The 24,432-nt window shown below is 51.4% G+C and carries 25 protein-coding genes; 8 read left to right on the top strand and 17 right to left on the bottom strand.

Features of this window, described 5'->3' with window-relative positions; all coding sequences use genetic code 11:
* The first annotated feature begins 189 nt into the window (after positions 1–189).
* Together dpiB and dpiA are read left to right on the top strand one after the other, a co-directional pair.
* The gene (gene dpiB / locus FDW88_RS09430; protein ID WP_137362435.1) at positions 190–1,851 is read left to right on the top strand and encodes a sensor histidine kinase DpiB; all 1,662 of its coding nucleotides are present in this window, start codon (positions 190–192) and stop codon (positions 1,849–1,851) included.
* On the top strand, positions 1,820–2,500 hold the full coding sequence (dpiA, locus tag FDW88_RS09425) for a two-component response regulator DpiA (RefSeq protein WP_096757908.1): 681 nt from the start codon (positions 1,820–1,822) through the stop codon (positions 2,498–2,500). The genes dpiB and dpiA overlap by 32 nt, the downstream gene beginning before the upstream one ends.
* A 148-nt stretch (positions 2,501–2,648) precedes the next feature.
* Here dpiA and dcuC read toward each other — a convergent pair whose 3' ends face one another.
* Complete coding sequence (gene dcuC, locus FDW88_RS09420) at positions 2,649–4,031, bottom strand: anaerobic C4-dicarboxylate transporter DcuC (protein ID WP_137362434.1); 1,383 nt, start codon at positions 4,029–4,031, stop codon at positions 2,649–2,651.
* Between the two features lie 461 nt (positions 4,032–4,492).
* Here dcuC and pagP point away from each other — a divergent pair, with 461 nt between their 5' ends.
* Together pagP and cspE are read left to right on the top strand one after the other, a co-directional pair.
* Entirely contained in the window at positions 4,493–5,056 is a 564-nt protein-coding gene (pagP, locus tag FDW88_RS09415; RefSeq protein WP_117342216.1) for a lipid IV(A) palmitoyltransferase PagP, read from the top strand.
* Between the two features lie 188 nt (positions 5,057–5,244).
* Positions 5,245–5,454, top strand: coding sequence for a transcription antiterminator/RNA stability regulator CspE (gene cspE / locus FDW88_RS09410; RefSeq protein ID WP_000034826.1), 210 nt, complete (start codon positions 5,245–5,247; stop codon positions 5,452–5,454).
* A gap of 51 nt (positions 5,455–5,505) precedes the next feature.
* Here the strand turns inward: cspE and crcB are convergent, their stop codons facing one another.
* Positions 5,506–5,889, bottom strand: a complete 384-nt coding sequence (gene crcB, locus FDW88_RS09405) for a fluoride efflux transporter CrcB (RefSeq protein WP_096757905.1) — start codon at positions 5,887–5,889, stop codon at positions 5,506–5,508.
* Between the two features lie 90 nt (positions 5,890–5,979).
* Here crcB and FDW88_RS09400 point away from each other — a divergent pair, with 90 nt between their 5' ends.
* Together FDW88_RS09400 and tatE are read left to right on the top strand one after the other, a co-directional pair.
* Positions 5,980–6,768 (top strand): deaminated glutathione amidase, encoded by a 789-nt coding sequence (locus tag FDW88_RS09400; protein ID WP_135912399.1) that lies wholly within the window; start codon positions 5,980–5,982, stop codon positions 6,766–6,768.
* A gap of 128 nt (positions 6,769–6,896) precedes the next feature.
* Entirely contained in the window at positions 6,897–7,100 is a 204-nt protein-coding gene (gene tatE / locus FDW88_RS09395; protein WP_045441030.1) for a twin-arginine translocase subunit TatE, read from the top strand.
* Positions 7,101–7,197: 97 nt separating this feature from the next.
* Here tatE and lipA read toward each other — a convergent pair whose 3' ends face one another.
* From lipA to FDW88_RS09345, 10 genes are all read right to left on the bottom strand, one after another.
* Positions 7,198–8,163, bottom strand: a complete 966-nt coding sequence (gene lipA / locus FDW88_RS09390) for a lipoyl synthase (protein ID WP_049269752.1) — start codon at positions 8,161–8,163, stop codon at positions 7,198–7,200.
* Between the two features lie 205 nt (positions 8,164–8,368).
* A complete protein-coding gene (gene lipB, locus FDW88_RS09385) occupies positions 8,369–9,010 on the bottom strand; it encodes a lipoyl(octanoyl) transferase LipB (RefSeq protein ID WP_137362433.1) in 642 nt (213 codons plus the stop codon).
* Positions 9,011–9,126: 116 nt separating this feature from the next.
* Positions 9,127–9,390 (bottom strand): DUF493 family protein YbeD, encoded by a 264-nt coding sequence (gene ybeD, locus FDW88_RS09380; RefSeq protein WP_003022706.1) that lies wholly within the window; start codon positions 9,388–9,390, stop codon positions 9,127–9,129.
* Positions 9,391–9,496: 106 nt separating this feature from the next.
* Positions 9,497–10,708 (bottom strand): D-alanyl-D-alanine carboxypeptidase DacA, encoded by a 1,212-nt coding sequence (gene dacA / locus FDW88_RS09375; RefSeq protein ID WP_096757902.1) that lies wholly within the window; start codon positions 10,706–10,708, stop codon positions 9,497–9,499.
* Between the two features lie 142 nt (positions 10,709–10,850).
* Positions 10,851–11,942: an endolytic peptidoglycan transglycosylase RlpA gene (gene rlpA / locus FDW88_RS09370; RefSeq protein WP_137362432.1), complete on the bottom strand. Its 1,092-nt coding sequence runs from the start codon at positions 11,940–11,942 to the stop codon at positions 10,851–10,853.
* A gap of 10 nt (positions 11,943–11,952) precedes the next feature.
* Positions 11,953–13,065 (bottom strand): peptidoglycan glycosyltransferase MrdB, encoded by a 1,113-nt coding sequence (mrdB, locus tag FDW88_RS09365; RefSeq protein ID WP_096757900.1) that lies wholly within the window; start codon positions 13,063–13,065, stop codon positions 11,953–11,955.
* Between the two features lie 2 nt (positions 13,066–13,067).
* The gene (gene mrdA, locus FDW88_RS09360; RefSeq protein WP_135912397.1) at positions 13,068–14,969 is read right to left on the bottom strand and encodes a peptidoglycan DD-transpeptidase MrdA; all 1,902 of its coding nucleotides are present in this window, start codon (positions 14,967–14,969) and stop codon (positions 13,068–13,070) included.
* A gap of 30 nt (positions 14,970–14,999) precedes the next feature.
* Entirely contained in the window at positions 15,000–15,467 is a 468-nt protein-coding gene (gene rlmH, locus FDW88_RS09355) for a 23S rRNA (pseudouridine(1915)-N(3))-methyltransferase RlmH (protein WP_003022725.1), read from the bottom strand.
* Positions 15,468–15,470: 3 nt separating this feature from the next.
* Positions 15,471–15,788, bottom strand: a complete 318-nt coding sequence (gene rsfS, locus FDW88_RS09350) for a ribosome silencing factor (RefSeq protein WP_096757898.1) — start codon at positions 15,786–15,788, stop codon at positions 15,471–15,473.
* 254 nt (positions 15,789–16,042) lie between these two features.
* Positions 16,043–16,654, bottom strand: a complete 612-nt coding sequence (locus FDW88_RS09345; RefSeq protein WP_117342222.1) for an adenosylcobalamin/alpha-ribazole phosphatase — start codon at positions 16,652–16,654, stop codon at positions 16,043–16,045.
* A gap of 96 nt (positions 16,655–16,750) precedes the next feature.
* Here FDW88_RS09345 and cobD point away from each other — a divergent pair, with 96 nt between their 5' ends.
* The gene (cobD, locus tag FDW88_RS09340) at positions 16,751–17,845 is read left to right on the top strand and encodes a threonine-phosphate decarboxylase CobD (protein ID WP_137362431.1); all 1,095 of its coding nucleotides are present in this window, start codon (positions 16,751–16,753) and stop codon (positions 17,843–17,845) included.
* On the opposite strand, the gene nadD is transcribed toward cobD, so the two are convergent.
* The 4 genes from nadD to leuS are packed head-to-tail and all read right to left on the bottom strand — an operon-like array spanning position 17,820 to position 22,684.
* The gene (nadD, locus tag FDW88_RS09335) at positions 17,820–18,461 is read right to left on the bottom strand and encodes a nicotinate-nucleotide adenylyltransferase (RefSeq protein ID WP_115259978.1); all 642 of its coding nucleotides are present in this window, start codon (positions 18,459–18,461) and stop codon (positions 17,820–17,822) included. The genes cobD and nadD overlap by 26 nt on opposite strands.
* Position 18,462: 1 nt before the next feature.
* Positions 18,463–19,494 carry a DNA polymerase III subunit delta gene (holA, locus tag FDW88_RS09330; RefSeq protein ID WP_137362430.1) on the bottom strand — a complete coding sequence of 344 codons (1,032 nt, stop codon included), beginning with the start codon at positions 19,492–19,494 and terminating at the stop codon, positions 18,463–18,465.
* Entirely contained in the window at positions 19,494–20,087 is a 594-nt protein-coding gene (gene lptE / locus FDW88_RS09325; RefSeq protein WP_135912395.1) for an LPS assembly lipoprotein LptE, read from the bottom strand. Before lptE ends, holA begins: the two co-directional genes overlap by 1 nt.
* Positions 20,088–20,101: 14 nt before the next feature.
* The gene (leuS, locus tag FDW88_RS09320; RefSeq protein WP_115259098.1) at positions 20,102–22,684 is read right to left on the bottom strand and encodes a leucine--tRNA ligase; all 2,583 of its coding nucleotides are present in this window, start codon (positions 22,682–22,684) and stop codon (positions 20,102–20,104) included.
* Positions 22,685–22,919: 235 nt separating this feature from the next.
* On the opposite strand from leuS, the gene FDW88_RS09315 reads away from it, so the two are divergent.
* Entirely contained in the window at positions 22,920–23,402 is a 483-nt protein-coding gene (locus tag FDW88_RS09315) for a zinc ribbon-containing protein (RefSeq protein WP_115259097.1), read from the top strand.
* 60 nt (positions 23,403–23,462) lie between these two features.
* Here the strand turns inward: FDW88_RS09315 and rihA are convergent, their stop codons facing one another.
* Positions 23,463–24,398: a pyrimidine-specific ribonucleoside hydrolase RihA gene (gene rihA, locus FDW88_RS09310; protein ID WP_137362429.1), complete on the bottom strand. Its 936-nt coding sequence runs from the start codon at positions 24,396–24,398 to the stop codon at positions 23,463–23,465.
* Positions 24,399–24,432: the final 34 nt, after the last annotated feature.

Below are 24,432 nucleotides of genomic sequence, written 5' to 3'. Positions count from 1 at the left end.
TTTATGTGTTTTATGGTTTTAAGTTTTTTAATTAATTTAACTCTGAAATAGCGCGTGGTTTTAATTTGTTTAATTGATTTAAGGTGGGGAATCTGTAACGATCCTATTTTATGCCGTGACTTGTAAATAAAACATTTTCATTACAAATACAAAAAAATAAGTTGCGGTTAACGTCGTTGAGGAAAAATTATGTCACAACATAAAAATAAAACACGGTTTTCTTTTTTCCGCAGACTGGCGTTTCCATTGCGTATTTTCCTGCTGATCCTGGTCGTTTCCATTTTTATCATCGCCGCGCTGGCGAAATACTTCACCGCCAGTTTTGAAGACTACCTGACAACGCACGTCCGTGATATGGCAATGAACCAGGCGAAAATCATCGCCTCTAACGACAGTATCATCACTGCGGTGAAGCATCGCGATTACACGCGTCTGGCGACCATTGCCGACAAGCTTCAGAGCGGGACTGATTTCGATTATGTGGTGATCGGTGATGAGAACTCTATTCGTCTCTACCATCCGAATCCGCAAAAAATTGGCTACCCAATGCAGTTCACCAAGCCCGGTGCGTTGGCAAATGGGGAAAGCTACTTTATTACCGGGATGGGATCTATTGGGTTGGCAATGCGCGCTAAAACGCCCATTTTTGATGATGATGGCAAGATTATTGGCGTGGTTTCGATAGGTTATTTGATCAGTAAAATCGACAGTTGGCGATCGGATTTTTTACTGCCGATGGCGGGTGTGTTTCTTCTGCTGCTGTTGTTACTGATGCTGCTCTCCTGGTTTTTTGCCGCCCATATTCGCCGCCAGATGCTGGGAATGGAGCCCAAACAAATTGCCCGTGTGGTGCGCCAACAGGACGCGTTATTTAGCTCGGTATACGAAGGCTTGATTGCCGTTGACCTGGACGGGTGCATAACTGCTATCAATCGCAGTGCGCGAAAAATGCTGGGGCTTCCGTCGCCAGGGCGGCAGTGGTTGGGGAAACCCATTGATGAGGTTGTTAATCCGTCGGACTTTTTCACCCAGCAGATTGCGGAGCAACGTCAGGATGCGATGGTGAATTTTAACGGGCTAAGTGTTATCGCCAACCGTGAGGCTATCCGTTCCGGCGATGAATTACTCGGGGCGATTATCAGTTTTCGTAGCAAAGATGAAATAGCCACCCTCAATGCCCAGCTGACACAAATCAAACAATATGTTGAGAGCCTGAGAACACTGCGTCATGAACATCTGAACTGGATGTCGACCATTAATGGCCTGCTGCAAATGAAAGAATACGATCGCGTGCTTGAGATGGTGCAGGGGGAATCCCAGGCCCAGCAGCAGCTGATTGATGACCTGCGCGGTGCCTTTGCCGATCGCCAGGTTGCCGGTCTGCTGTTTGGTAAAGTCCAGCGTGCGCGGGAATTGGGGCTCAAAATGACGATTGTTCCCGGAAGTCAACTTCATCAACTTCCCGAAGGGCTGGATAGCACAGAGTTTGCAGCAATTGTTGGCAATCTGCTTGATAATGCATTTGAGGCCAGCTTACGTACCCAACAAGGGAATAAGGTTGTTGAACTGTTTCTGAGTGATGAAGGGGATGAGGTCATCATTGAAGTTGCCGACCAAGGGTGCGGCGTACCGGAAGCGTTACGTGAAAAAATATTTGAACAGGGTGTGAGCACCCGTACCGATGAACCAGGTGAACATGGCATCGGTTTGTATCTGATTGCAAGTTATGTGAGGCGCTGTGATGGGGTTATTACGCTTGAAGATAACACCCCCTGCGGCACTTTATTTTCTCTATTTCTTCCGAAAGTGAAAAAAAACGATGACGGAACCATTAACGCTATTGATCGTTGAGGATGAAACGCTGCTGGCGGAGATGCATGCTGAATATATCCGCCATATACCCGGTTTCAGCCAGATCTGGTTGGCGGGGAACCTGGAGCAGGCGCGGATGATGATCGCGCGTTTTAAGCCCGGTCTGATTCTTCTCGATAACTATTTACCGGACGGTAAGGGCATTACCCTTCTACATGAGTTGACTCAGGCACGCTACCCTGGCGGCGTGGTGTTTACTACGGCTGCCAGTGACATGGATACGGTGTCAGAGGCGGTGCGCGGCGGGGCGTTTGATTATCTGGTCAAACCGATTGCCTACGAGCGACTGGGGCAGACGCTAACGCGCTATCAGCAGCGCAGACGCATGCTGGCGGGTAACGACAGTGCCAGTCAAAAGCAGATTGATGAAATGTTTAACGCTTATGCGCGGGGTGAACCAAAAGGGGATTTGCCTACGGGTATTGATGCGCTAACGCTGAATGCGGTGCTGAAATTATTCGCTGATCCGACGGTACACCATACCGCTGAGACCATTGCACAGGCGTTGACCATCAGCCGCACAACCTCCAGGCGTTATCTGGAGTACTGTGCCAGCCGGCATTTGATTATTGCGGAGATTATTCACGGGAAAGTTGGGCGGCCGCAGCGTATTTACCACGGCGGCTAATACACATCATCCTTTAAGCTGCCTCTTTGTTGGCTGCGTGAAGAAACCCCAGTCACATAGTTGTCTATGCTCCTGGGGATGTCTCCACTTGCCGCCTCGATGCAGCTGAAATGATTTTGTGTATCAACTCAGTTATTGGCGGGTAGCGTTAGCCACCCATTACGGCAGTTGTAGCGGGCACCATCACTTCCGTGGCGATAATGACAATCAGTAGCCCGACCATCACCGGCACAGACGTGCGCTTGACCACTTCAAACGGTGAAATCTTCGCCATACCCGCAACGGCAACGACCACACCAGAGACCGGGGAGATCGTACGCCCCAGGTTCGACGCTTGCAGCATCGGGATGGAGAGGTAAGCGGGGTTAATGCCTGAAGAGTGCGCTAGTTTTGGGATCATCTCAACGAAGGCATAGAACGGGGCATTACCGGAGCCGGTGGTCATTGCTGCCAGCATGGTCAGAATAACCAGCACCAGCATCAGAATAATGCTTGCGGAGCCAAACGAGGTGGCGATCGAGATCAGGCTCTGAATAAAGCCGATAGTGCTCAGACCCTGGGCGAAAACTCCGGCGGCAACTAACAGCATTACCACGTTAGCAAAGGCATCAGCCATGCCGCGGTAGGCCACTTCCAGACCTGAGAAAACCTTCTGGGTATTGAACCCGCGGACAAACTCCAACACTGCGGCAATAAGCATGCACAGCACCAGAATGGTAATGATGTGCAGTTGCGGTCCCCACTTACCATCAAAAATGAGAACCCCGACAATCGGAGTAAACGGCAGGATGGCGTAAAACGATGGCGCGGTGGTGGTGATTTCGGCCACGTCTAACATTTCGTGAGAAACGTTCTCTTTTTTGTCCAGATAGCGCTGCCAGAAAAAGTGGGCAATCGCCATGCCGATAATGGCGGCAATGGAAATCGGCAGCGTGGTTTTAAATGCGAAGTCGATCAACGGCATTTCTGCGGCTTTGGCGGCGAGAACCACATCACCAGAAGTGGGGGATAGAATGATGGCGGCAGGGGAGGCGCAAATGGCCGCCGCAGCACCACGGCTGATACCCACGTTAACCATGACCGGAAAGAGGGTTGCCATCAGCAGTACGCCCAGCCCCGTCGCTGAAGAAACCGCCAGTGACATCAGGCAGGCGACAAAGTAGGCGGCAATCATTAACACATAGGGTGAGTTGATATATTGCAGTGGTTTGGAAGCCAGTTTAACCACCATATCGTTTGCACCAATATGCGTCATGTAGGCGGCAAAACCACACAGCATCATGATCATCATGCCGAGATCGCCACCGCGGCTCATCAGCAAAATTTTAATGTATTCAACGATGTCTGTTGCTGTGTAGCCTGTGCTTTCGGCACTACCGGGCAAAACTTTATGACCCATCAGGGCGCTGATAATCAGTAAAACCAGGCCACCGACAAACAGTACGCCGGTCGCGGAATAACCTTTAATGATGTAGCGCGCTACACCCACAATAACCATAACTCCGATAAGGAGTTCTATAAATGTCAACATTATTTCCCCTGTCACATTGACGCCCAGAAAGTAAAAAAACTAAAAAAAGCATAAAACGGTGAGAGAATGTGCCTAATAAACGGATAACCCTCGCTGATTGAAATCAATAAAAATACGGATTAAACCAATGGCTGAGCCATTTTTTCAACATAGCGGATGAACCGGGAATGCTGCAATCAAAAAGTGTGAAGTCGTCTGTGGTTGTGTGGGATTTGACATTGAATTGATCTTGTTTTGTTTTCTAATTGTTAATTTATTTAACTTTTGCATGTAAAATGAACAATTTATTGATATTAATAGAGTAATGACCGTTTCAGATAAGGCTCGGGAAATATAAGGGAAATAAACTACGCGCATACGAAGGGAATATTCTGATTTTTAACCCTAAGCATTTTCGTTAAGTTAACATTAAGGATGGCTTTGCTACAATTAATGCAGAACCCCAGAATGGTAATTACGTTGTGATTGTCGCGAAGCGCTATTTCCTGTTTATTTCATTTGTTTTTATTCAGTTGGCTGTTATTCCACAGGCCACAGCTGAAGATAAAGGTTGGTTTGATACCTTCACAGATAATGTCAGTGAAACCTGGCAGCAGCCGGAGCATTATGACCTGTACGTGCCCGCCATTACCTGGCATGCGCGATTTGCCTACGATAAAGATAAAACAGATCGTTACAATGAACGCCCCTGGGGAGCGGGATTTGGTCAGTCCCGTTGGGATGATAAAGGCAACTGGCACGGGCTGTATATTATGGCCTTTAAGGATTCCTACAATAAGTGGGAGCCCATCGGAGGATATGGTTGGGAAAAAACCTGGCGCCCGCTGGCCGATGATAACTTCCATACTGGTCTGGGCTTTACCGCCGGTTTCACCGCGCGTGATAACTGGAACTACATTCCTGTGCCGGTAATACTGCCACTGGCATCGATAGGTTATGGTCCGGCAACATTTCAGATGACCTACATACCCGGTACGTATAATAACGGGAATGTCTATTTTGCCTGGATGCGTTTCCAGTTTTGATGAACGATGCGTATTGTTATGTAACTAAGCATAAACCATTAAAAAACAATTAGTTACGAACTTTACTGCAAAAATAACGCGACATTTATCACTTTTTGGCAAAGTTCGACTGGACAAAGTCCACCACAATTGTTGTACTGATACCCGACACAGCATTTGTGTCTATTTTTCATGTAAAGGTAATTTTGATGTCTAAGATTAAAGGTAACGTTAAGTGGTTTAATGAGTCCAAAGGATTCGGTTTCATTACTCCGGAAGATGGCAGCAAAGATGTGTTCGTACACTTCTCTGCAATCCAGACCAATGGTTTTAAAACTCTGGCTGAAGGTCAGCGTGTAGAGTTCGAAATCACTAACGGTGCCAAAGGCCCTTCTGCTGCAAACGTAACCGCTCTGTAAGCATACGACAGCAAGAATTCAAAACCCGCTTAATTGCGGGTTTTTTTATCTTCAGTGTGCCGAAGAAGCGGAAACCAGCCAGAACGCCAGGGCGGTCATCGCAAAAGACCCCAACAGATTGATCAGTACGTTCACCATTGCCCAGCCAAAACGTCCGTCTTGCAGTAAAAACACCACCTCTGCTGAGAATGTTGAGAAGGTGGTCAGCCCGCCGCAAAAGCCTGTCGTAATCAATACCTTCCACATAGGGTCAATGTGGGTCATGCGATTGAACCACGCCAGCCCCATGCCAATGATAAACGCCCCAATTAAGTTTGCAGCCAGCGTGCCGAAGGGAATCGCTTGATGAAGGGGGTTAAATCGCATACTCAACAGCCATCTGGCTACGCTACCTGTACCACCGCCAATAAAAACCGCTAAAAGGAGTTGTGACACTGCATAATCCTGCTATTTGATTGTATATAGTGTGAGTGTAACGCTGAATAATCATTATTGGCGAGCCTAACCGTTTTTTCAGGAGGGAGTATGTTCGTTGCTGCAGGGCAATTCGCCGTGGGTCCCTCATGGGAGAAAAATGCCGAAACGTGCGTATCATTGATGTCCCAGGCCGCGGGCGAGGGCGTCTCATTGTTGGTCTTACCCGAAGCGTTGCTGGCCCGTGACGATCTTGACCCTGACCTGTCAGTGAAATCTGCTCAATGGCTGGAAGGGGGATATCTGACGCGATTACTGCGAGAAAGCGTGCAGAATGAGATGACAACGATCCTGACTATTCATGTTCCCTCGCTGCCGGGACGGGCGTTTAACATGCTGGTGGCGCTACGAAGAGGTCAGGTTGTGGCTCATTACGCCAAATTACATCTCTATGATGCTTTTTCGATTCAGGAGTCGCGTAATGTTGATGCAGGCGATGTCGTACCGCCGCTGTTGGACGTGGAAGGTCTTAAAGTCGGTTTGATGACCTGTTACGATTTACGCTTCCCTGAGCTGGCATTAGCACATGCTTTGCAGGGGGCAGATATTCTGGTACTCCCTGCGGCCTGGGTACGCGGCGCGCTAAAAGAACATCACTGGGCTACGCTGCTGGCGGCCAGAGCGTTGGATGCGACCTGCTATCTGATTGCTGCCGGTGAGTGTGGCAATAAGAATATTGGTCAAAGCCGGATAATCGATCCGTTTGGCGTGACGATTGCCGCTGCCGCAGAAACACCCGCGCTGATTGTTACTGAGGTTTCTGCCGAGCGAGTGCGACAGGTCAGGGCGCAACTTCCGGTGTTACGCAACCGACGCTTTGCGCCACCGCAATTATTATGACGTTTTTTTAAACAAGACTTGATTCACCTTGTTACAGATTGCTATTGTGTGCCCGCGTCGAAAGGCCGTTAAAATTCTCAGGTTAATATGGCGCTTTATGCAGCCTGGTTTAAGTGAAGAAGGTATCTATGGGTGAGATTAGTATTACCAAACTGCTGGTGGTTGCCGCACTGGTCGTTCTGCTGTTTGGTACCAAGAAGTTACGTACTCTGGGTGGAGACCTGGGAACGGCAATTAAAGGCTTCAAGAAAGCGATGAACGATGAAAATGCCGATGCGAAGAAAGATGCTGATGGTAGCGTTCAGGCTGAGAAGCTTTCTCATAAAGAGTGATGTCAGGAGCATGATGCTCATACTGCAAACTCTGCATGAAAAAAACCGGCAATTTGCCGGTTTTTTTATTGCTGAAATGTAAGTGAGTATTACGCGATCACTTCACTTCCAGCCCTTTTGCCTGCATGTCTGCATGATATGAAGAACGTACAAATGGACCGCAAGCTGCATGGGTAAAGCCCATCGCCATGGCTTCCGCTTTCATTTCATCGAACTCATCCGGGCTAACATAGCGCTGAACCGGCAGATGGTGACGGCTTGGCTGTAAATACTGCCCCAGCGTTAGCATGGTAACGCCATGACGACGCAGGTCACGCATGACCTCAATGATTTCCGCGTTGGTTTCACCCAGACCCACCATCAGACCTGATTTGGTTGGGATCTCCGGATGGGCTTCTTTGAAACGCTCCAGAAGCTTCAGTGACCAGTTGTAATCTGCACCCGGACGTACATTGCGGTAAATACGCGGTACGTTTTCAAGGTTGTGGTTAAACACGTCTGGCGGCGTTGCGGTGAGGATATCCAGCGCGCGGTCCATTCGACCACGGAAGTCAGGTACCAGCGTTTCGATTTTAATCGACGGGCTTTTCTCACGGATAGCTGTGATGCAGTCCGCAAAGTGTTGAGCACCGCCATCGCGCAGATCGTCGCGATCGACGGAGGTGATGACGACATAGCGCAGCGCCATGTCCGCAATAGTTTGAGCCAGTTTTAACGGTTCGTTGGCATCCGGGGCAACCGGACGGCCGTGGGCAACGTCACAGAATGGGCAGCGGCGGGTACAAATCGCGCCGAGGATCATAAAGGTTGCGGTGCCGTGATTGAAACATTCAGCCAGGTTAGGGCAGGACGCTTCTTCGCAGACAGAGTGCAGGCCATTTTTGCGCATTGCCGCTTTGATGCCCTGGATGCGAGTGGAGTCCGCTGGCAGTTTTATTTTCATCCATTCCGGTTTACGCAGCAGGGCTTCACGCTCTGTTGCCACATTTTTTACCGGGATAAGAGCCATCTTATCGGCATCGCGGTATTTAACACCGCGTTCCATCACAATGGGTTTACTCATAGCTTGCGTGTTCCAGTTGCGAATAACGAAGGAAAGCGTTTCAATTCAAGGGAATGTTGTATTTATCAACTATTTTTGAATTAGTGATACGCAGTATATCATTGAAACGGGCCAGAAAGCAGCCTGACAGGCTGGCAAAATGTAAAATAGTTGTTGTTTTGTGCCATTTGCCACAACATATGCTGCGGCAATGTCTGCCCCGTTTTTAGTCTGCGACGTACTCGTGTGGTGGGTTACCGAGTAGCGCTAATATGTTTGCCAGCAAACGAGGACGAACGCTTTCGGTGGTGGCATGACTATCCCACTGTGAAACTTTCGCCATCTCCATTCCGGCGTAGCCGCAAGGGTTGATGCGCAGGAAAGGCGACAAATCCATATCCACGTTAAGCGCTAAGCCATGGAATGAACATCCTCTACGAATCCGTAACCCTAACGAACAGATTTTCTTTTCACCGACGTAAACGCCTGGCGCATCGGCTCGTGGGTGTGCATCGATACCCATTTCCGCAAGCGTGTTTACCACGGTTTGTTCCAGCAGCGTGACCAGTTCGCGAACGCCCAGTTTTCGGCGTTTGAGGTTCAACAGGACATACATCACCTGTTGGCCTGGGCCGTGGTACGTTACCTGACCGCCACGATCGCTCTGAATAACGGGGATATCACCCGGCACCAGAACGTGTTCTGCTTTACCTGCCTGCCCCTGAGTGAAGACCGGATAATGCTCTACCAGCCAGATTTCATCATGACTGTTTTCATCGCGGGTATCGGTGAATTCGTGCATGGCCTGAGAGATTGGCTCGTAAGGCTGAAGACCGAGCTGGCGGACAAGAATTTTATCCTGATACAAAACGGTATCTCCGTAGATACTCACATCGAGTAGAGAATATAAAGAGGGGAAAGTATATCACAGGGGAAGGAGAGAGAGGTTACCCGAGCAGAATGCAACGGGTAACCGACAGGCTGTTACAGCACCATACGTACGATGTCGATGTTGCCTAATTCTTCGTACAGGGTTTCAACCTGCTCAATGTGCGTAGCAGTGATGGTGATAGAGACCGAGTGGTAGTTGCCTTTGCTGCTCGGTTTTACTGTTGGAGAGTAATCACCTGGCGCATGGCGCTGTACCACTTCAACCACCTGATCAACCAACTCCGGCAACGCCTGCCCCATTACTTTGTAAGTAAATGGAGTAGGGAATTCAAGCAGTTCGTTAAGTTTGGTTTTCATGTCAGCTCCGGCGTTACATCAAAAAATAATAACTCCCACGCTGAGTGGGAGTTATCTGGATACCTAGTATATGGGGACGTAAATCACACTTTCAAGTGCTCAATTTTTAGCCAAACCAATGATGAAACATTAATTTAATGTAATCAATGATTTTACCAAAGAAGTTGCCTTCAGGGATTTCCTGCAGGACCACCAGCGGGCGCTGTTCAATGGTTTTGCCGTCGAGCTGGAAATTGATGGTGCCGACAACCTGGTTTTTCTGCAGCGGCGCGTGCAGTTCAGTGGTGTTCAGCACATAGCTCGCTTTCAGATCTTTCATACGGCCGCGCGGAATGGTCAGGTAGACATCTTTATCAACACCTAACGAGGCACGATCGGTATTACCAAACCAAGCCGGTTCAGAGGCAAATTCTTTGCCGACCTTCAGTGGGTTCACGGTTTCAAAGAAACGGAAGCCCCAGGTCAGCAGCTTTTTGCTTTCGGTTTCACGACCTTTATAGGTACGACCGCCCATGACGGCAGAGATCAGACGCATCTGACCTTCGGTTGCGGATGCCACCAGGTTATAGCCCGCTTTATCGGTGTGACCGGTTTTAATCCCGTCAACATTCAGGCTGTTATCCCACAGCAGGCCGTTACGGTTTAACTGACGAATGCCGTTGAAAGTGAACTCTTTTTCTCGGTAGATAGAGTATTCGTTAGGCACGTCGCGAATCAGCGCCTGACCAATCAACGCCATGTCACGTGCTGAGCTGTACTGACCTTCAGCATCCAGACCGTGGACGGTCTGGAAGTGGGTGTTTTTCAGTCCCAGCGCATTCACATAGCTGTTCATCAGGCCGACGAAAGCATCCTGACTACCGGCAGCAAAGTCAGCCATTGCCACGCAAGCGTCGTTGCCGGATTGCAGGTTAATACCACGGATCAATTGTGAAACGGGAACCTGCATTCCCGGTTTCAGGAACATCAGCGATGAACCTTTAAACACCGGGTTACCGGTAGCCCACGCGTCATTGCCCACGGTGACCAAATCGGTTTCTTTGAATTTCCCGGCTTTCATGGCCTGACCGATGACATAGCTGGTCATCATTTTGGTCAGGCTGGCGGGGTCGCGGCGAGTGTCCGCATTCTGTTCGGCCAGAACCTTTCCTGAATTGTAATCAATCAGGATATAGGACTCCGCGTCGATCTGCGGAACGCCCGGGATCATGGTTTTAATATTCAGGTCATCGGCATGGGCAGCAGAGAGAGAGGCTGCGCAGAGAGCCGCGGTGAGCGCGATGCGCTGCACGAAACGAGCGGAAAAAGTGGTCTTCATGGTCTGAACTACGACGTCCGTGATGAAAGTAAAAAAAGTGCCCTACTATAGCAAATGCGTAACTTACAGGCATCCGACTTTCCACATGACTTTGTTAATGTCATTGACAGAAATTGACAGAACGGGTGCCTGCTTTACGTTACTACACGCCGGTGATGAAGGACTGTAATTGCGCTTCGGATTGCAGGCGCTGCTGCAATGTACTGGCTTCCGCTTTGCTGGTGAACGGCCCCATCTGGATACGCCATACGGCACCGTTTTGTACCACGCGGCCCGGCACGCCAAACTGCTGGCTCAGTCGTTTTTGGTACTGCTGCGCACGGGCCTGCTCGCTGACGGCACCCACCTGAACGACATAACGGCCATTGGTTGCAGCAACGGGTGTAGCAGCGGCCGGAGCAGATACCGGTGCTGACACTGTTGCAGGCGCTGTTGTTACGGGCTGTGGAGCCGGTGTGGGTTCGCTGCCTTCGAGCACGCCTGCGGCGAGCGTAGTTGGCGCACCAAGGAAACCATTGCTGTTAACTGGCGCACCGGTAGCGTCATCGCTTTTCAGCGTTGAATTACTGATAGGACGAATATCGCCTTGCGGCTGGTCTGCGTCCGGTGCAGAAGGCATAGTGTTACCCCCGCTTAAATCAGGACGAGACGGCAGGGCGTAAGTCTGTTTTGCGACCGTCGTACACGCCATACCAGGGCCTGACAACGAACCGTCTTGCGCGACGATTATCGGATCAATACGCACTTTCGTATTGTTCGAGGTGTTCAGACGATCGGCCGCAGCGCGTGAAAGTGAAATCACGCGATCGTTGCCATAAGGACCACGATCGTTAATCCGTACGACGATCATCCTGCCGTTTGCCAGGTTGGTAATTCGGGCGTAGCTGGGAACCGGTAATGTCGGATGCGCAGCGGTGAGCTGCATGGGATCAAATGCCTCACCGGATGCGGTTAAATTGCTGCCGGGTTCCGCATCATAGATTGCGGCCAATCCGGCCTGGCTAAAGCGAGAGGGATCCTGAACAATTTTATAGCTTTTACCATCACGCTGGTAATCCTGATTAGCCGTTGGGTTCAGGGGTTCAAAACGCGGATCGGCTCCGCTGATTTCAACAATCGGACCATTACACACCGCTGGTTGCGGCGCGACAGCACCCTGTTGCTGACCATCATCATTCGAACACGCCGCGAGCATTCCTGCTGCGATGCAGATTCCAAGCCACTGCTTACGCATTGCGTACCCCTTACACGCTTTTCGACAACATTTTTCTATGGGTGTGGATCGACATCACAATCCCGAACCCGGCCATCAGCACAATCAGTGCAGAGCCTCCGTAACTGACCAGCGGGAGTGGAACCCCTACTACGGGCAGAATACCGCTCACCATACCAATATTTACGAAGACATAAACGAATAATATCAACATTAAACCACCGGCCATGACGCGACCAAAAGTGGTTTGCGCTCGGGCGGCAATCCATAGCCCACGCATAATCAGCAAAATGTACAGCGCCAGCAGAATTAAGATCCCTACTAGCCCAAGCTCTTCGGCTAACACCGCAAAGATAAAGTCGGTGTGGCGTTCGGGTAAAAATTCAAGCTGTGACTGCGTACCGTGCAGCCAGCCTTTGCCGCTCAGACCGCCGGAACCAATAGCAATTTTAGACTGAATAATGTGATATCCCGCGCCCAGTGGGTCGGTTTCAGGGTCGAGAAGCATCATCACGCGCTGACGCTGGTAATCATGCATCAAGAAGAACCACAGTATCGGGATAAACGCGGCGACCAGAACCACAGCCACGCCGATTAAGCGCCAGCTTAAGCCCGACAGGAACAGCACAAACAGGCCGGAAAGGGCAACAAGGATAGAGGTCCCGAGGTCAGGTTGCGCGGCGACCAGCAGCGTCGGCATGAAAATCAACACCAGCGCGATAGCGGTATTCTTCAGCGACGGCGGACAAACATCACGGTTGATAAAGCGTGCTACCATCAGCGGGACTGCAATTTTAGCAATTTCAGACGGCTGAAAACGCACAATGCCGAGGTCCAGCCAGCGCTGTGCGCCTTTAGAAATGGCCCCAAAGGCATCTACCGCTACCAGCAGAATAATACAGACAATATAGAGATAGGGGGCCCAGCCTTCGTAGACCCTGGGAGGGATCTGCGCCATCACCACCATGATGACCAGACCCATGGCTATTTGGCCGACCTTACGCTCCATCATGCCAATATCCTGGCCGCTGGCGCTCCAGATAACCAGCGAGCTGTAAACCAGCAGTGCCAGCAAAATAAGCAACATCGTGGGATCGATGTGAATTTTATCCCAGAACGTTTTTTTGTTCGGATTATCCGTCACGATTATTGGTCCTCAGCTGCGGCAGCCACCGGGTTTTCCGCAGGCAGATTGGTGTTGTTGTCGCCCAACATAATATGGTCAAGGATCTGGCGCATGATGGTACCTACAGGCGCACCGGCCCCGCCGTTTTCGAGGATAATCGCGACAGAGACCTCGGGTTTATCGTAGGGCGCAAATGCGATCATCAGCTTATGGTCGCGTAAACGTTCGGCAATTTTATGCGCATTATAGGTTTCATTGGCTTTCAGACCGAAGACCTGAGCGGTACCGGATTTTGCCGCAATTTTATACGGTGCACCGGCAAAATATTTATGCGCGGTACCGTTAGGACGGTTTGCAACACCGTACATACCGTCTTTGGCAATTTCCCAGTAACCGGAATGAATGTCACCCACCGGCGGCTCATGCGGCTGAACCCATGGCACCTGCTTGCCGTTTTCCGTGGTGCTCATCAGCAGATGCGGGACTTTTACCACGCCGTCGTTGATAAGAATCATCAGCGATTTGCTCATCTGAATAGGGGTTGCTGTCCAGTACCCCTGACCGATGCCCACCGGAATAGTATCACCCTGGTACCATGGCTTTTTAAACCGTTTTTGCTTCCATTCACGCGTTGGCATATTACCGGCTCGCTCTTCGGCCAGATCGATCCCCGTATAATGGCCATAGCCGAATTTACTCATCCACTCTGAAAGACGGTCTATCCCCATATCATAGGCGATTTGGTAGAAAAACGTATCCGCAGATTCCTCCAGTGAGCGGGTTATGTTCAGATGACCATGCCCCCACTTTTTCCAGTCGCGATAACGTTTTTCAGAACCGGGCAACTGCCACCAGCCTGGATCGAACAGCCCGGTATTACGGGTAATCACGCCCGCGCTTAGTGCGGATACCGCCACGTAAGGCTTAACGGTTGAGGCAGGGGGGTAAACACCTTGCGTCGCGCGGTTAACCAGTGGGGTATTGGGGTCATTGAGCAACCCTGCATAATCTTTGCTGGAGATACCGTCTACAAACAGGTTGGGATCGTAGCTGGGCATAGAAACCAGCGCCAGCACGCCGCCGGTACGCGGGTCTGTGACCACCACGGCGGCACGACTGCCGGCCAGCAGGGTTTCAATATACTGCTGGAGCTTTAAATCCAGCGTTAAATAGATATCGTGCCCGGCCTGAGGCGCCACTTCTTTCAATTGGCGAATCACGCGACCACGGTTGTTGACTTCAACTTCTTCGTAACCGGTCTGACCATGCAGAACGTCTTCGTAATAACGTTCAATACCCAGCTTGCCGATATCGTGGGTAGCGGCGTAGTTGGCGAGCTTGCCGTCTTTGTCCAGGCGTTCAACGTCTTTATCGTTAATTTTTGAGACGTAACCAATGACGTGAGTTAGCGCAGAGCCGTAGGGATAGTAACGGCGCTTATAGCCTTTGACTTCCACACCGGGAAAACGATATTGATTGACGGCAAAACGTGCTACCTGCACTTCCGTCAGATTGGTTTTCACCGGAATGGACGTAAAGCGGTGGGAACGTGCTCGTTCTTTTTTAAAGGCGGCAATATCGTCGTCATTGAGATCAACCACTTCCCGCAGCGCATCCAGCGTTTGCTGAACGTTATCGACCTTCTCAGGCATCATTTCTATCTGGTAAATGGTGCGGTTGAGGGCCAGGGGGATGCCGTTACGGTCATAAATGATGCCGCGACTGGGGGCGATCGGCACCAGTTTGATGCGGTTTTCGTTTGAACGGGTCTGATAATCGGTGAAACGAACGATTTGCAGGTTATACAGGTTGGCGATCAGCACGCCAGTGAGCAGCAAAATCCCCAAAAAAGCAACCAGCGCCCGACGCACAAACAGCGCGGACTCAGCCGTATAGTCGCGAAAAGAATTCTGTAGTTTCATCCGCTGCTTAATCTACTCAAGACTCAATGATCACTCACGGTGATAAGGGTGGTTGGTGGTAATGCTCCACGCTCTGTACAGACTCTCTGCCACCAGAACCCGAACAAGAGGGTGGGGAAGGGTTAATGCAGAGAGTGACCAGCTTTGCTCCGCGGCAGCCTTACAGGCTGGAGACAATCCTTCCGGTCCGCCAATCAGCAGACTGACGTCACGACCATCCAGTTTCCAGCGTTCCAGCTCGGTTGCCAGTTGCGGCGTGTCCCAGGGTTTTCCTGGGATATCAAGGGTGACGATGCGATTTTTGCCAGCGGCAGCCAGCATCTGTTCACCCTCTTTATCGAGTATGCGTTTAATATCCGCGTTCTTGCCGCGTTTTCCTGCCGGGATCTCGATAAGCTCAAAAGGCATGTCTTTTGGAAACCGACGGAGATACTCCGTAAAACCGGTTTGCACCCAGTCAGGCATTTTCGTACCCACAGCGACAAGTTGCAGCTTCACGCATTAACTCCAGAGTTTTTCCAGTTCATACAGGCGACGGCTTTCTTCCTGTAAAACGTGGACAATCACCTCGCCGAGATCGACGACGATCCAGTCGGCCACGTTCTCACCTTCAACGCCAAGCGGCAGCAGGCCAGCGGCGCGAGATTCCTGAACAACGTGGTCAGCGATAGACATGACATGGCGGCTGGATGTGCCGGTGCAGATAATCATGCAGTCAGTGATGCTGGATTTGCCCTGAACGTCTAAGGCGATGATGTCTTGACCTTTAAGGTCATCAATTTTGTCGATTACAAAATCCTGAAGTGCTTTACCCTGCAAGTGTTCCCCCTGGGTGAAAAGAGTTAAAAAGGCTTGTTAGTATACCTGAACCAGAGGCGATATCGGGACAAATGTCTCCGAAAGCGCTTTTGAGGTGCGCTATCATCCCACCCCACACAACAGAATGCATCGCCATTTTTGTAAAACAATTTCTGCAAAGCTCTGAAAGGCGGGAAAAGTCAGGCTGCGGAGAATAGCAGCCTGTCATGGGGTGTCAATGGGCGCGAGCCCCTTCGACAGAAAAAACCGTGTATTCACTCCCCCTCGCGCCAGATGGCTCGGCTGTTTAACACTTTCAGCACCGCAAAATCGTCGCAGAAATCAATTGCGCTCCAGCACCCCTGTTCAACGCGGAAATGCCACATTGATGCCGCGGGCATTGACATGAGCCGGGCGATCAGCACGCTGAGTACGCCCTGATGGCTGACCACCAGAAGGTTCTGCGAATTTTTATAATCAGCAAGTTGGGCAATGAAGCGCTCAACTCGCTGTGAAAATGCCTGAAAACCTTCGCCGTTGGTGGGGGTCGCATTCTGCCAGTCGTTACACCACAGCGCATAGTTTTCTGCGTCCTCACGCGCCAGATCGCGATGGTGGCGCATTTCCCAGTCGCCAAAGAACATTTCATTAAGCTCGGGCATGATCCGCAGTGGAACGTCGCGCCCTGCTAAGAGCAACTGCGTGGTATGGCGCGCGCGTTCAAGCTCGCTGCAGAGGACGTGGTCGAAAGGAACGTTGTGTAATAGTGCGGCCAGTGTTTCAGCTTGGGTTATTCCCCGCTGAGTGAGCGATGTAGGGGCATGACCGCTGTATAACCCGGCAACGTTGGCGTCGGTTTCTCCATGACGTACTAACCAGAGTCTCATTTTTCCCTCGTGAGGCTATTCGCACAAAACATGATATTTGCCCTGATTGCGCAGTGACTTTTCAATAAAATACCCTTTTAAAACTGGAGCGGCACGATGTCTTTATTAAAGAGCGCGCATGGCGGTAATACCCGGGAAGCCGCCGCATTATTGGGCATCTCACCTGAGCAATTGCTGGATTTTAGCGCGAATATTAACCCGCTGGGTATGCCGGCAAGCTTAAAACGCGCACTAATCGACAATTTGGACCGCGCTGAGCGCTATCCGGATGTGGATTACGCCCATTTGCATGCCGCGCTGGCGGAGCACCATCATGTTCCTGCGTCGTGGATCCTCGCCGGTAACGGGGAGACGGAGTCGATCTTTACGTTGGTTGATGGTCTTAAGCCGCGTCATGCGATGATCGTCATTCCCGGATTTGCGGAATATCGTCGGGCACTGCAATGGGGCGAATGCGCAATACACGAGTTTGCGCTGCGCGAAGAGGACGATTGGCAGTTGACCGGAGAGATTCTCGATGCCCTTACCCCGGAGCTGGATTGCCTGTTCCTGTGTACACCTAACAATCCCACCGGGCTGTTGCCCGAACATCACCTGTTGCAGGAGATAGCACGGCGTTGTAAACAGCTCGGGATCGCATTGATCCTTGATGAAGCGTTTATCGATTTTATCGCCGGGGAACAGGGGTTTATTCCGCTGTTGCAAGAGAATCCGCACATCTGGGTTTTGCGTTCACTCACCAAATTTTATGCGATACCCGGCCTGCGCCTGGGATATCTGGTTAACAGCAACGAGCAGGCGGTAGCACACCTGCGCAGCCGGCAAATGCCCTGGTCAATCAATGCCTTTGCCGCACTGGCGGGCGAAATGATTCTCCACGATAGCGTCTATCAGCAGGCGACATGGGAATGGCTGGCGCATGAGGGGAGCCGATTCGATCAACAACTGCAAAATCTGCCTGGCCTGACGGTGTATCCCGGACGGGCAAATTATCGCTTGTTACGCTGCGATCGACCGGGTTTAGATTTGCAAAAATCATTGCTGGAACAGCATGTGTTGATCCGCAGTTGCGCTAACTATCCGGGGCTGGATGCGCGTTACTACCGGGTGGCTGTCCGTGGCGCTGAAGAGAACAACCGTCTGCTGGCGGCATTGCGCTACACGCTTAGCGGTACAACCCTTGCTGATTGATATAGTCCAGCACGGAGTCTGGCATTAAATCGTCACACGGCTCACCGTGTTCCAGTCGTTCGCGGATAAGGGTAGCGGAAATATTGAACCAGGGGGTTTCTGCCAGGTAAATTTTCCCGGCAGGAAGCTGGTGCAGGTCATCTGGCGAATGAGTCAGATGACGTTCGAGCCACTGCTGGTGCTGCGCCTGCGCCATCTCCAGCGGATACCCCGGTCGTCGGCAGACGATGAGATGGGTATTGTCCAGAATGGTGTCGGAATCGTGCCAGGAAGGAAAGGTGAGCAGTGAGTCCTGACCAATAATAAACGCCAGCGGCGCGAGTGGCCCTTGTTCCTCGCGCCACTCCTTGAGAGTTTGGGCGGTGTAAGAGGCCGTATCTCGTTTTAGCTCACGTTCATCCAGGATAAACAAAGGCTTGTCAGCAATTGCCAGCTCAAGCATCTGTTTACGCTGTGCGCTGGAGGCTTCGGGTTGCGCACGATGCGGCGGCACATTATTAGGCATGATAATCACCCGTGATAGGCCAATCAGATTAGCCAGAATTTCCACGGGTTTAAGATGACCATAATGCACCGGATCAAAGGTGCCACCGAACAAAGCCTGTAATGATTTCATATCAACCATCAATAAAAACATCTGCCAGTGATTTATGGCAGAGCAGAAGAGAAAGTCCCTCAAGCTCGGCCCATACTGACTGACCATAATCTTGTTTAAGCGTAATTTCCGTGCGCGTTAACAACTGTACCGCCTGGCGTAATTGCTCAGATGACAGCCGGTTTAGCGCATCACCCATCATGCCGCGGCGGTTTTGCCATACCCGATGCTTATCAAACAAGGCGCGTAATGGTGTGTGGGCTGATTGCCTTTTCAGGTTGACCAGTAACAGTAATTCACGCTGTATCGTGCGCAGCAGAATAACCGGCTCACTGCCTTCAAGGCGCAGTTGCTGCAGGATATGTAGCGCGCGTTTACTTTTGCCCATCAACAGCGCATCGACCCAATGGAAGGGGGTAAAGTGCGCCGCATCGTTAACCGCTTGCTCCACACGAGGCAACGTGAGTTTTCCATCAGGCCACAGCAATGATAACCGCTCCAGCGCCTGCGCCAGGGCTAATAGGTTACCTTCATAGCAATAACATAATAGCTGATTGGCGGCTTCGTCCAGTTGCAGGTTGCTTTGTTTCGCTCTGGCGGCAACCCAGCGAGGGAGCTGCGCCTGCTCTGGCGTCTGGCAGCTCACCTGAACAGCATGGCTCGCCAGACTGGTATACCACGTGGCATTTTCCTGTGCTTTGGTCAGCTTGTTGCCGCGAACAATCAGCAGCAGATCGTCATGCAGCAGGGTAACCAGCGTGGCGAGTTGTTCGTTAATGGCGGCATTAGGGCCGTTTTCAGGCAGTTGTAGAAGTAATGTCTGCCGGCTGGCAAATAGGCTCATGGCCTGGCAGAGGGAAAAAATAGCCCCCCAGTCAGTGCTGGTATCAAGGGTGAACGTGTGGTGTTCTTCGAATCCTTGCACAGTGGCGGCCAGACGGACGGCATCCTGGCTTTCCTGCAACAAGAGGGGATCGTTGCCCAGTAATAAGTATGCCGCGCGCAGCCCTTCTTTGAGCTGTGCGCGGAGTTGTTCAGGGTACAACTTGAGCATCAGTTACCCAGCGTGGTGGAAACACGTGCCGGAGAAGACGTTGGCGCGGCTGTTTCATTCTCAGCAGGCTGTACGTCATCACTGGATGACTGAGTATCAGCAATATGTATGCTTGGCAGCTTACGAATCAACTGTTCGGCCGCTTTGTCATACATTTCTTTGATGATCATATCCTGCTCGTTATCCTTCGCCAGTGCAGCCTGTGAGTTATCAAAGAACGAACGATAGACCTTGGCACTAATCGGATAAATGTCGTGACCCGGAATCAGAACGGAAGCTTTGACAGTCATCACCATCTGGTATTCGGCGGTTTGACCGTTTTGGAATACCGATGCCGTGTCTTTCGAGATACTCACGCCGCCCAGACGCAGGGACGGCACGTCTTTACGCATAGAACCGCTTTCGAGCAGTTCGATGTCGTTCAGACGTAACTGGTTGCGTACCGCGCGGCTTAACGGGCCGTTCGGATCGCCAGAGTCCAGGATCATAGTTTTCATTGTGGGCGGTACCTGCGTAGTACTACGCAAATGCCAACCACACCCAGCGGTGACCAGCACCACCAGGGATAACAACAGAGTTGTCAGATGTCGCACGCTTCCTCCCGCGCTTAGCCAACGACCAGATTGAGGAGTTTACCCGGTACATAAATCACTTTACGTACGGTAACGCCATCAAGATATTTTGCTACCAGATGCTCCTGGCCAGCACGCTCACGAACTTGCTCTTCGGTGGCGTTGACTGGAACGGTGATTTTGCCACGTACTTTACCGTTCACCTGCACCACAACCAGCGTTGAGTCTTCGACCATTGCGCTGTCGTCAGCAACCGGCCACGGTGCGTTGTCGATATCGCCTTCGCCCTTCAGCGCATGCCACAAGGTGAAGCATACGTGCGGGGTGAACGGGTTGAGCATACGCACAACGGCCAGCAACGCTTCCTGCATCAGGGCTCTGTCCTGCTCGTCTTCCTGCGGTGCTTTCGCCAGCTTGTTCATCAGTTCCATAACCGCTGCAATTGCGGTGTTAAAGGTCTGACGACGGCCGATATCATCGGTCACTTTCGCAATAGTTTTGTGAACATCGCGACGTAGCGCTTTCTGATCGTCGCTCAATGCGTCAACGTTCAGGGCCGCAACATCACCTTTGCTGGTGTGTTCGTAAACCAGTTTCCAGACACGTTTCAGGAAGCGGTTAGCTCCTTCAACACCGGATTCCTGCCATTCAAGCGTCATATCAGCCGGAGAGGCGAACATCATGAACAGACGCACGGTGTCTGCGCCGTAACGCTCAACCATCACCTGCGGGTCGATACCGTTGTTTTTTGACTTGGACATCTTGCTCATGCCGGTATAGACCAGTTCATGACCTTCTGCGTCCTGCGCCTTCACGATACGGCCTTTTTCATCGCGCTCAACGATAGCATCAACCGGAGAAACCCAGTTACGCTCGCCGTTGGCACCGACGTAGTAGAAGGCATCCGCCAGTACCATGCCCTGACACAGCAGCTGTTTAGCCGGTTCGTCAGAGTTCACCATGCCCGCGTCACGCATCAGCTTGTGGAAGAAACGGAAATAGAGCAGGTGCATGATGGCGTGTTCGATACCGCCAATGTAGATATCAACCGGCAGCCAGTAGTTGGCAGCCTTAGAGTCCAGCATGCCTTCCTGATACTGCGGGCAGGTGTAGCGCGCATAGTACCAGGATGATTCCATAAAGGTATCAAAGGTGTCGGTTTCACGCAGAGCCGGCATACCGTTAACGGTGGTTTTTGCCCACTCTGGGTCGGCTTTAATCGGGCTGGTGATACCGTCCATCACCACATCTTCCGGCAGAATAACCGGCAGCTGATCTTCTGGGGTTGGCAACACGGTGCCATCTTCCAGCGTGACCATTGGGATTGGAGCGCCCCAGTAACGCTGACGGGAAACGCCCCAGTCACGCAGACGGTAGTTAACTTTACGTTCACCCACACCTTTTTCAACAAGCTTGTCGGCAATGGCGTTGAAAGCCGCTTCGAAATCGAGACCGTTAAACTCACCAGAGTTAAACAGCACGCCTTTCTCGGTCAGTGCCTTCTCAGACAGATCCGGTTCTGAACCGTCCGCCGCCAGGATAACTGGCTTGATGCTCAGACCATATTTGGTTGCGAACTCGTAGTCGCGCTGATCGTGACCCGGCACGGCCATCACGGCACCTGTACCGTATTCCATCAGCACGAAGTTTGCAGCCCAAACCGGGATCTCTTCACCGGTCAGCGGATGAATCGCTTTAAAGCCAGTGTCGACGCCTTTCTTCTCCATGGTCGCCATTTCAGCCTCGGCAACCTTGGTGTTGCGGCATTCGTCAACAAACGCCGCCAGTTCCGGGTTATTCGCCGCGGCTTTCTGCGCCAACGGGTGACCTGCGGCAACGGCCAGATAAGTGGCACCCATAAAGGTGTCCGGGCGGGTGGTGTAAACGGTCAGCGTGTTGTCATAACCGTTGACATCAAAGGTGATCTCCACGCCTTCAGAGCGGCCAATCCAGTTGCGCTGCATCGTTTTTACGGTGTCAGGCCAGTGATCCAGACGGTCCAGGTCGCGCAGCAGTTCGTCAGCGTATGCGGTGATTTTGATGAACCACTGCGGGATCTCTTTTCGCTCAACTTTGGTATCACAACGCCAGCAGCAGCCGTCAATAACCTGTTCGTTCGCCAGTACTGTCTGGTCGTTAGGGCACCAGTTGACCGCAGAGGTTTTCTTGTACACCAGACCTTTTTTGTACAGTTCAGTGAAGAACTTTTGCTCCCAACGGTAATATTCCGGGGTGCAGGTCGCCAACTCACGGCTCCAGTCATAGCCGAAGCCCAGCATTTTGAGCTGGTTCTTCATGTAAGCGATGTTGTCGTACGTCCACGGAGCAGGCGCGGTATTGTTTTTCACCGCCGCGCCTTCAGCTGGCAGGCCGAATGCATCCCAGCCAATCGGCTGCAGAACGTTTTTGCCCAGCATACGCTGATAGCGGGCGATCACATCACCGATAGTGTAGTTACGTACGTGGCCCATGTGTAGTCGACCAGAAGGATAGGGAAGCATAGACAGGCAGTAATACTTCTCTTTGCTCTCGTCTTCGGTAACTTCAAATGTGCGCTTCTCATCCCAGTGAAGCTGTACTTTGGATTCTATCTCTTCCGGGCGGTATTGCTCTTGCATGGCAGCCAGTGGTCCTGTTTTCAATACAGCTACAAACGTAGCTTTAGATGTGGTGTTTCAGATCCGCATAGCATAGCCCAAACGTCCGCGTCAAAACAGCCTTTCGCGCATTCAGCATTGAATTCCCGCAAGGATAAATATTGCACGAATTTACATACTCTGTGGACAGTCTTGCAAAGCGTAGTGTAAATAACGTCTATTATTATAGACAGTTAACGACCCAGGAGGCGAAGCGATGAACAAGGTTGCTCAATATTACCGTGAACTGGTGACGTCACTTAGCGAACGTCTACGCAATGGTGAACGCGATATCGATGCGCTGGTGGACCAGGCTCGTCAGCGAGTTATGCAGACCGGGGAGTTAACGCGAACCGAGGTAGAAGAACTCACCAGGGCCGTCAGACGCGACCTTGAAGAGTTCGCGATCAGTTATGAAGAGAGTCTTGATGAGGAGACTGACAGCGTTTTTATGCGGGTCATCAAAGAGAGTATCTGGCAAGAACTGGCGGATATTACCGATAAAACCCAGCTTGAATGGCGCGAAGTATTCCAGGACCTGAGTCATCACGGGGTTTATCACAGTGGTGAGGTGGTCGGGTTGGGGAATCTGGTCTGTGAGAAATGCCACTTCCATTTAGCCGTTTACACGCCAGACGTGCTGCCGCTATGCCCGAAATGTGGTCACGATCAGTTCCAGCGCAGACCATTTGAGCCGTGATTTTTTGTGCCGGATGCGACGCGACGCGTCTTATCCGGCCTACGCACTTAATGATAAATGTCAGGCGTAAAACCTGAGCCGTTCGGCCAGCAGATCGACAAAACCTTGCCGGTCAACGTCAACCATAACCGTGGCGTTGGGTTTATTTCCGCTCAGGAAATAGTAATCCACTACGGTCATGCCCTGCGTGTATTTTCCCTGCGTCTCTACGCCGACCCAGCGTTCAACGGTGGTAAACAGTTCGGGCTTCAGTAACCAGGCAATGGTGCATGGATCATGTAGCGGTGCGCCTTTGAATCCCCATTTCTCGTCTTTGTGATATTCGAAGAAAAAATCCAGTAACTCAGCGACAATGCTCGCCACAGGATTGCCAATCGCGCGCAATCGCTCGGTGTCTTCACGATGAATTTGTGCTTTATGTGTGACGTCCAGCCCGGCCATCACTACCGGAATACCTGATTGAAACACCATCTCTGCCGCTTCGGGATCAACATAAATATTGAACTCAGCAGCCGGTGTCCAATTTCCGAGTCCCATCGCGCCGCCCATAATCACAATACGGGCGATTTTCTTATGCAAGTCGGGGTGGCTGTTCAGCAGCAGTGCTACGTTAGTTTGGGGGCCAGTTGATACAATCGTGACCGGTTCCGGACTTTCGCGCAGGGTTTTCGCCATTAACTCCACGGCTGTACAACTTTGCGGGGCAAATGCCGGCTCCGGCAGTACGGGGCCGTCCAGGCCACTTTCTCCGTGAACGTTATCGGCAATTATCAACTCGCGCATCAGGGGCTTTAACGCGCCTCCGGCAACGGGAATATCCGAGCGGTTGAGCAGCGTTAACATACGCAACACATTACGCAGGGTTTTATCAGGCGTCTGGTTGCCCGCTGAGGATGTTATGGCTTTAACATCAAGTTCCGGTGAGGCGAGGGCGAGAACCATTGCGATAGCGTCGTCATGACCTGGATCGCAATCAAAAAGGATCGGAAGTGCCATTGTGACTCCTTGTGGGTGGGACTTCGTGACAAGG

It is taken from the genome of Citrobacter sp. wls829, assembly GCF_005280825.1.
Classification (GTDB): domain Bacteria; phylum Pseudomonadota; class Gammaproteobacteria; order Enterobacterales; family Enterobacteriaceae; genus Citrobacter; species Citrobacter gillenii.
Note: the sequence above shows the minus strand (reverse complement) of the source record. Positions and strands in the feature narration are given on the sequence as shown.

Bases quoted from the DNA above. Each gene is read 5' to 3' on its own strand.
- dpiB (WP_137362435.1), top strand. From the start codon at position 190: ATGTCACAACATAAAAATAAAACACGGTTTTCTTTTTTCCGCAGACTG.
- dpiA (WP_096757908.1), top strand. From the start codon at position 1,820: ATGACGGAACCATTAACGCTATTGATCGTTGAGGATGAAACGCTGCTG.
- dcuC (WP_137362434.1), bottom strand. From the start codon at position 4,031: ATGTTGACATTTATAGAACTCCTTATCGGAGTTATGGTTATTGTGGGT.
- cspE (WP_000034826.1), top strand. From the start codon at position 5,245: ATGTCTAAGATTAAAGGTAACGTTAAGTGGTTTAATGAGTCCAAAGGA.
- FDW88_RS09400 (WP_135912399.1), top strand. From the start codon at position 5,980: ATGTTCGTTGCTGCAGGGCAATTCGCCGTGGGTCCCTCATGGGAGAAA.
- tatE (WP_045441030.1), top strand. From the start codon at position 6,897: ATGGGTGAGATTAGTATTACCAAACTGCTGGTGGTTGCCGCACTGGTC.
- lipA (WP_049269752.1), bottom strand. From the start codon at position 8,163: ATGAGTAAACCCATTGTGATGGAACGCGGTGTTAAATACCGCGATGCC.
- ybeD (WP_003022706.1), bottom strand. From the start codon at position 9,390: ATGAAAACCAAACTTAACGAACTGCTTGAATTCCCTACTCCATTTACT.
- dacA (WP_096757902.1), bottom strand. From the start codon at position 10,708: ATGAAGACCACTTTTTCCGCTCGTTTCGTGCAGCGCATCGCGCTCACC.
- rlpA (WP_137362432.1), bottom strand. From the start codon at position 11,942: ATGCGTAAGCAGTGGCTTGGAATCTGCATCGCAGCAGGAATGCTCGCG.
- mrdA (WP_135912397.1), bottom strand. From the start codon at position 14,969: ATGAAACTACAGAATTCTTTTCGCGACTATACGGCTGAGTCCGCGCTG.
- FDW88_RS09345 (WP_117342222.1), bottom strand. From the start codon at position 16,654: ATGAGACTCTGGTTAGTACGTCATGGAGAAACCGACGCCAACGTTGCC.
- cobD (WP_137362431.1), top strand. From the start codon at position 16,751: ATGTCTTTATTAAAGAGCGCGCATGGCGGTAATACCCGGGAAGCCGCC.
- nadD (WP_115259978.1), bottom strand. From the start codon at position 18,461: ATGAAATCATTACAGGCTTTGTTCGGTGGCACCTTTGATCCGGTGCAT.
- holA (WP_137362430.1), bottom strand. From the start codon at position 19,494: ATGCTCAAGTTGTACCCTGAACAACTCCGCGCACAGCTCAAAGAAGGG.
- leuS (WP_115259098.1), bottom strand. From the start codon at position 22,684: ATGCAAGAGCAATACCGCCCGGAAGAGATAGAATCCAAAGTACAGCTT.
- FDW88_RS09315 (WP_115259097.1), top strand. From the start codon at position 22,920: ATGAACAAGGTTGCTCAATATTACCGTGAACTGGTGACGTCACTTAGC.
- rihA (WP_137362429.1), bottom strand. From the start codon at position 24,398: ATGGCACTTCCGATCCTTTTTGATTGCGATCCAGGTCATGACGACGCT.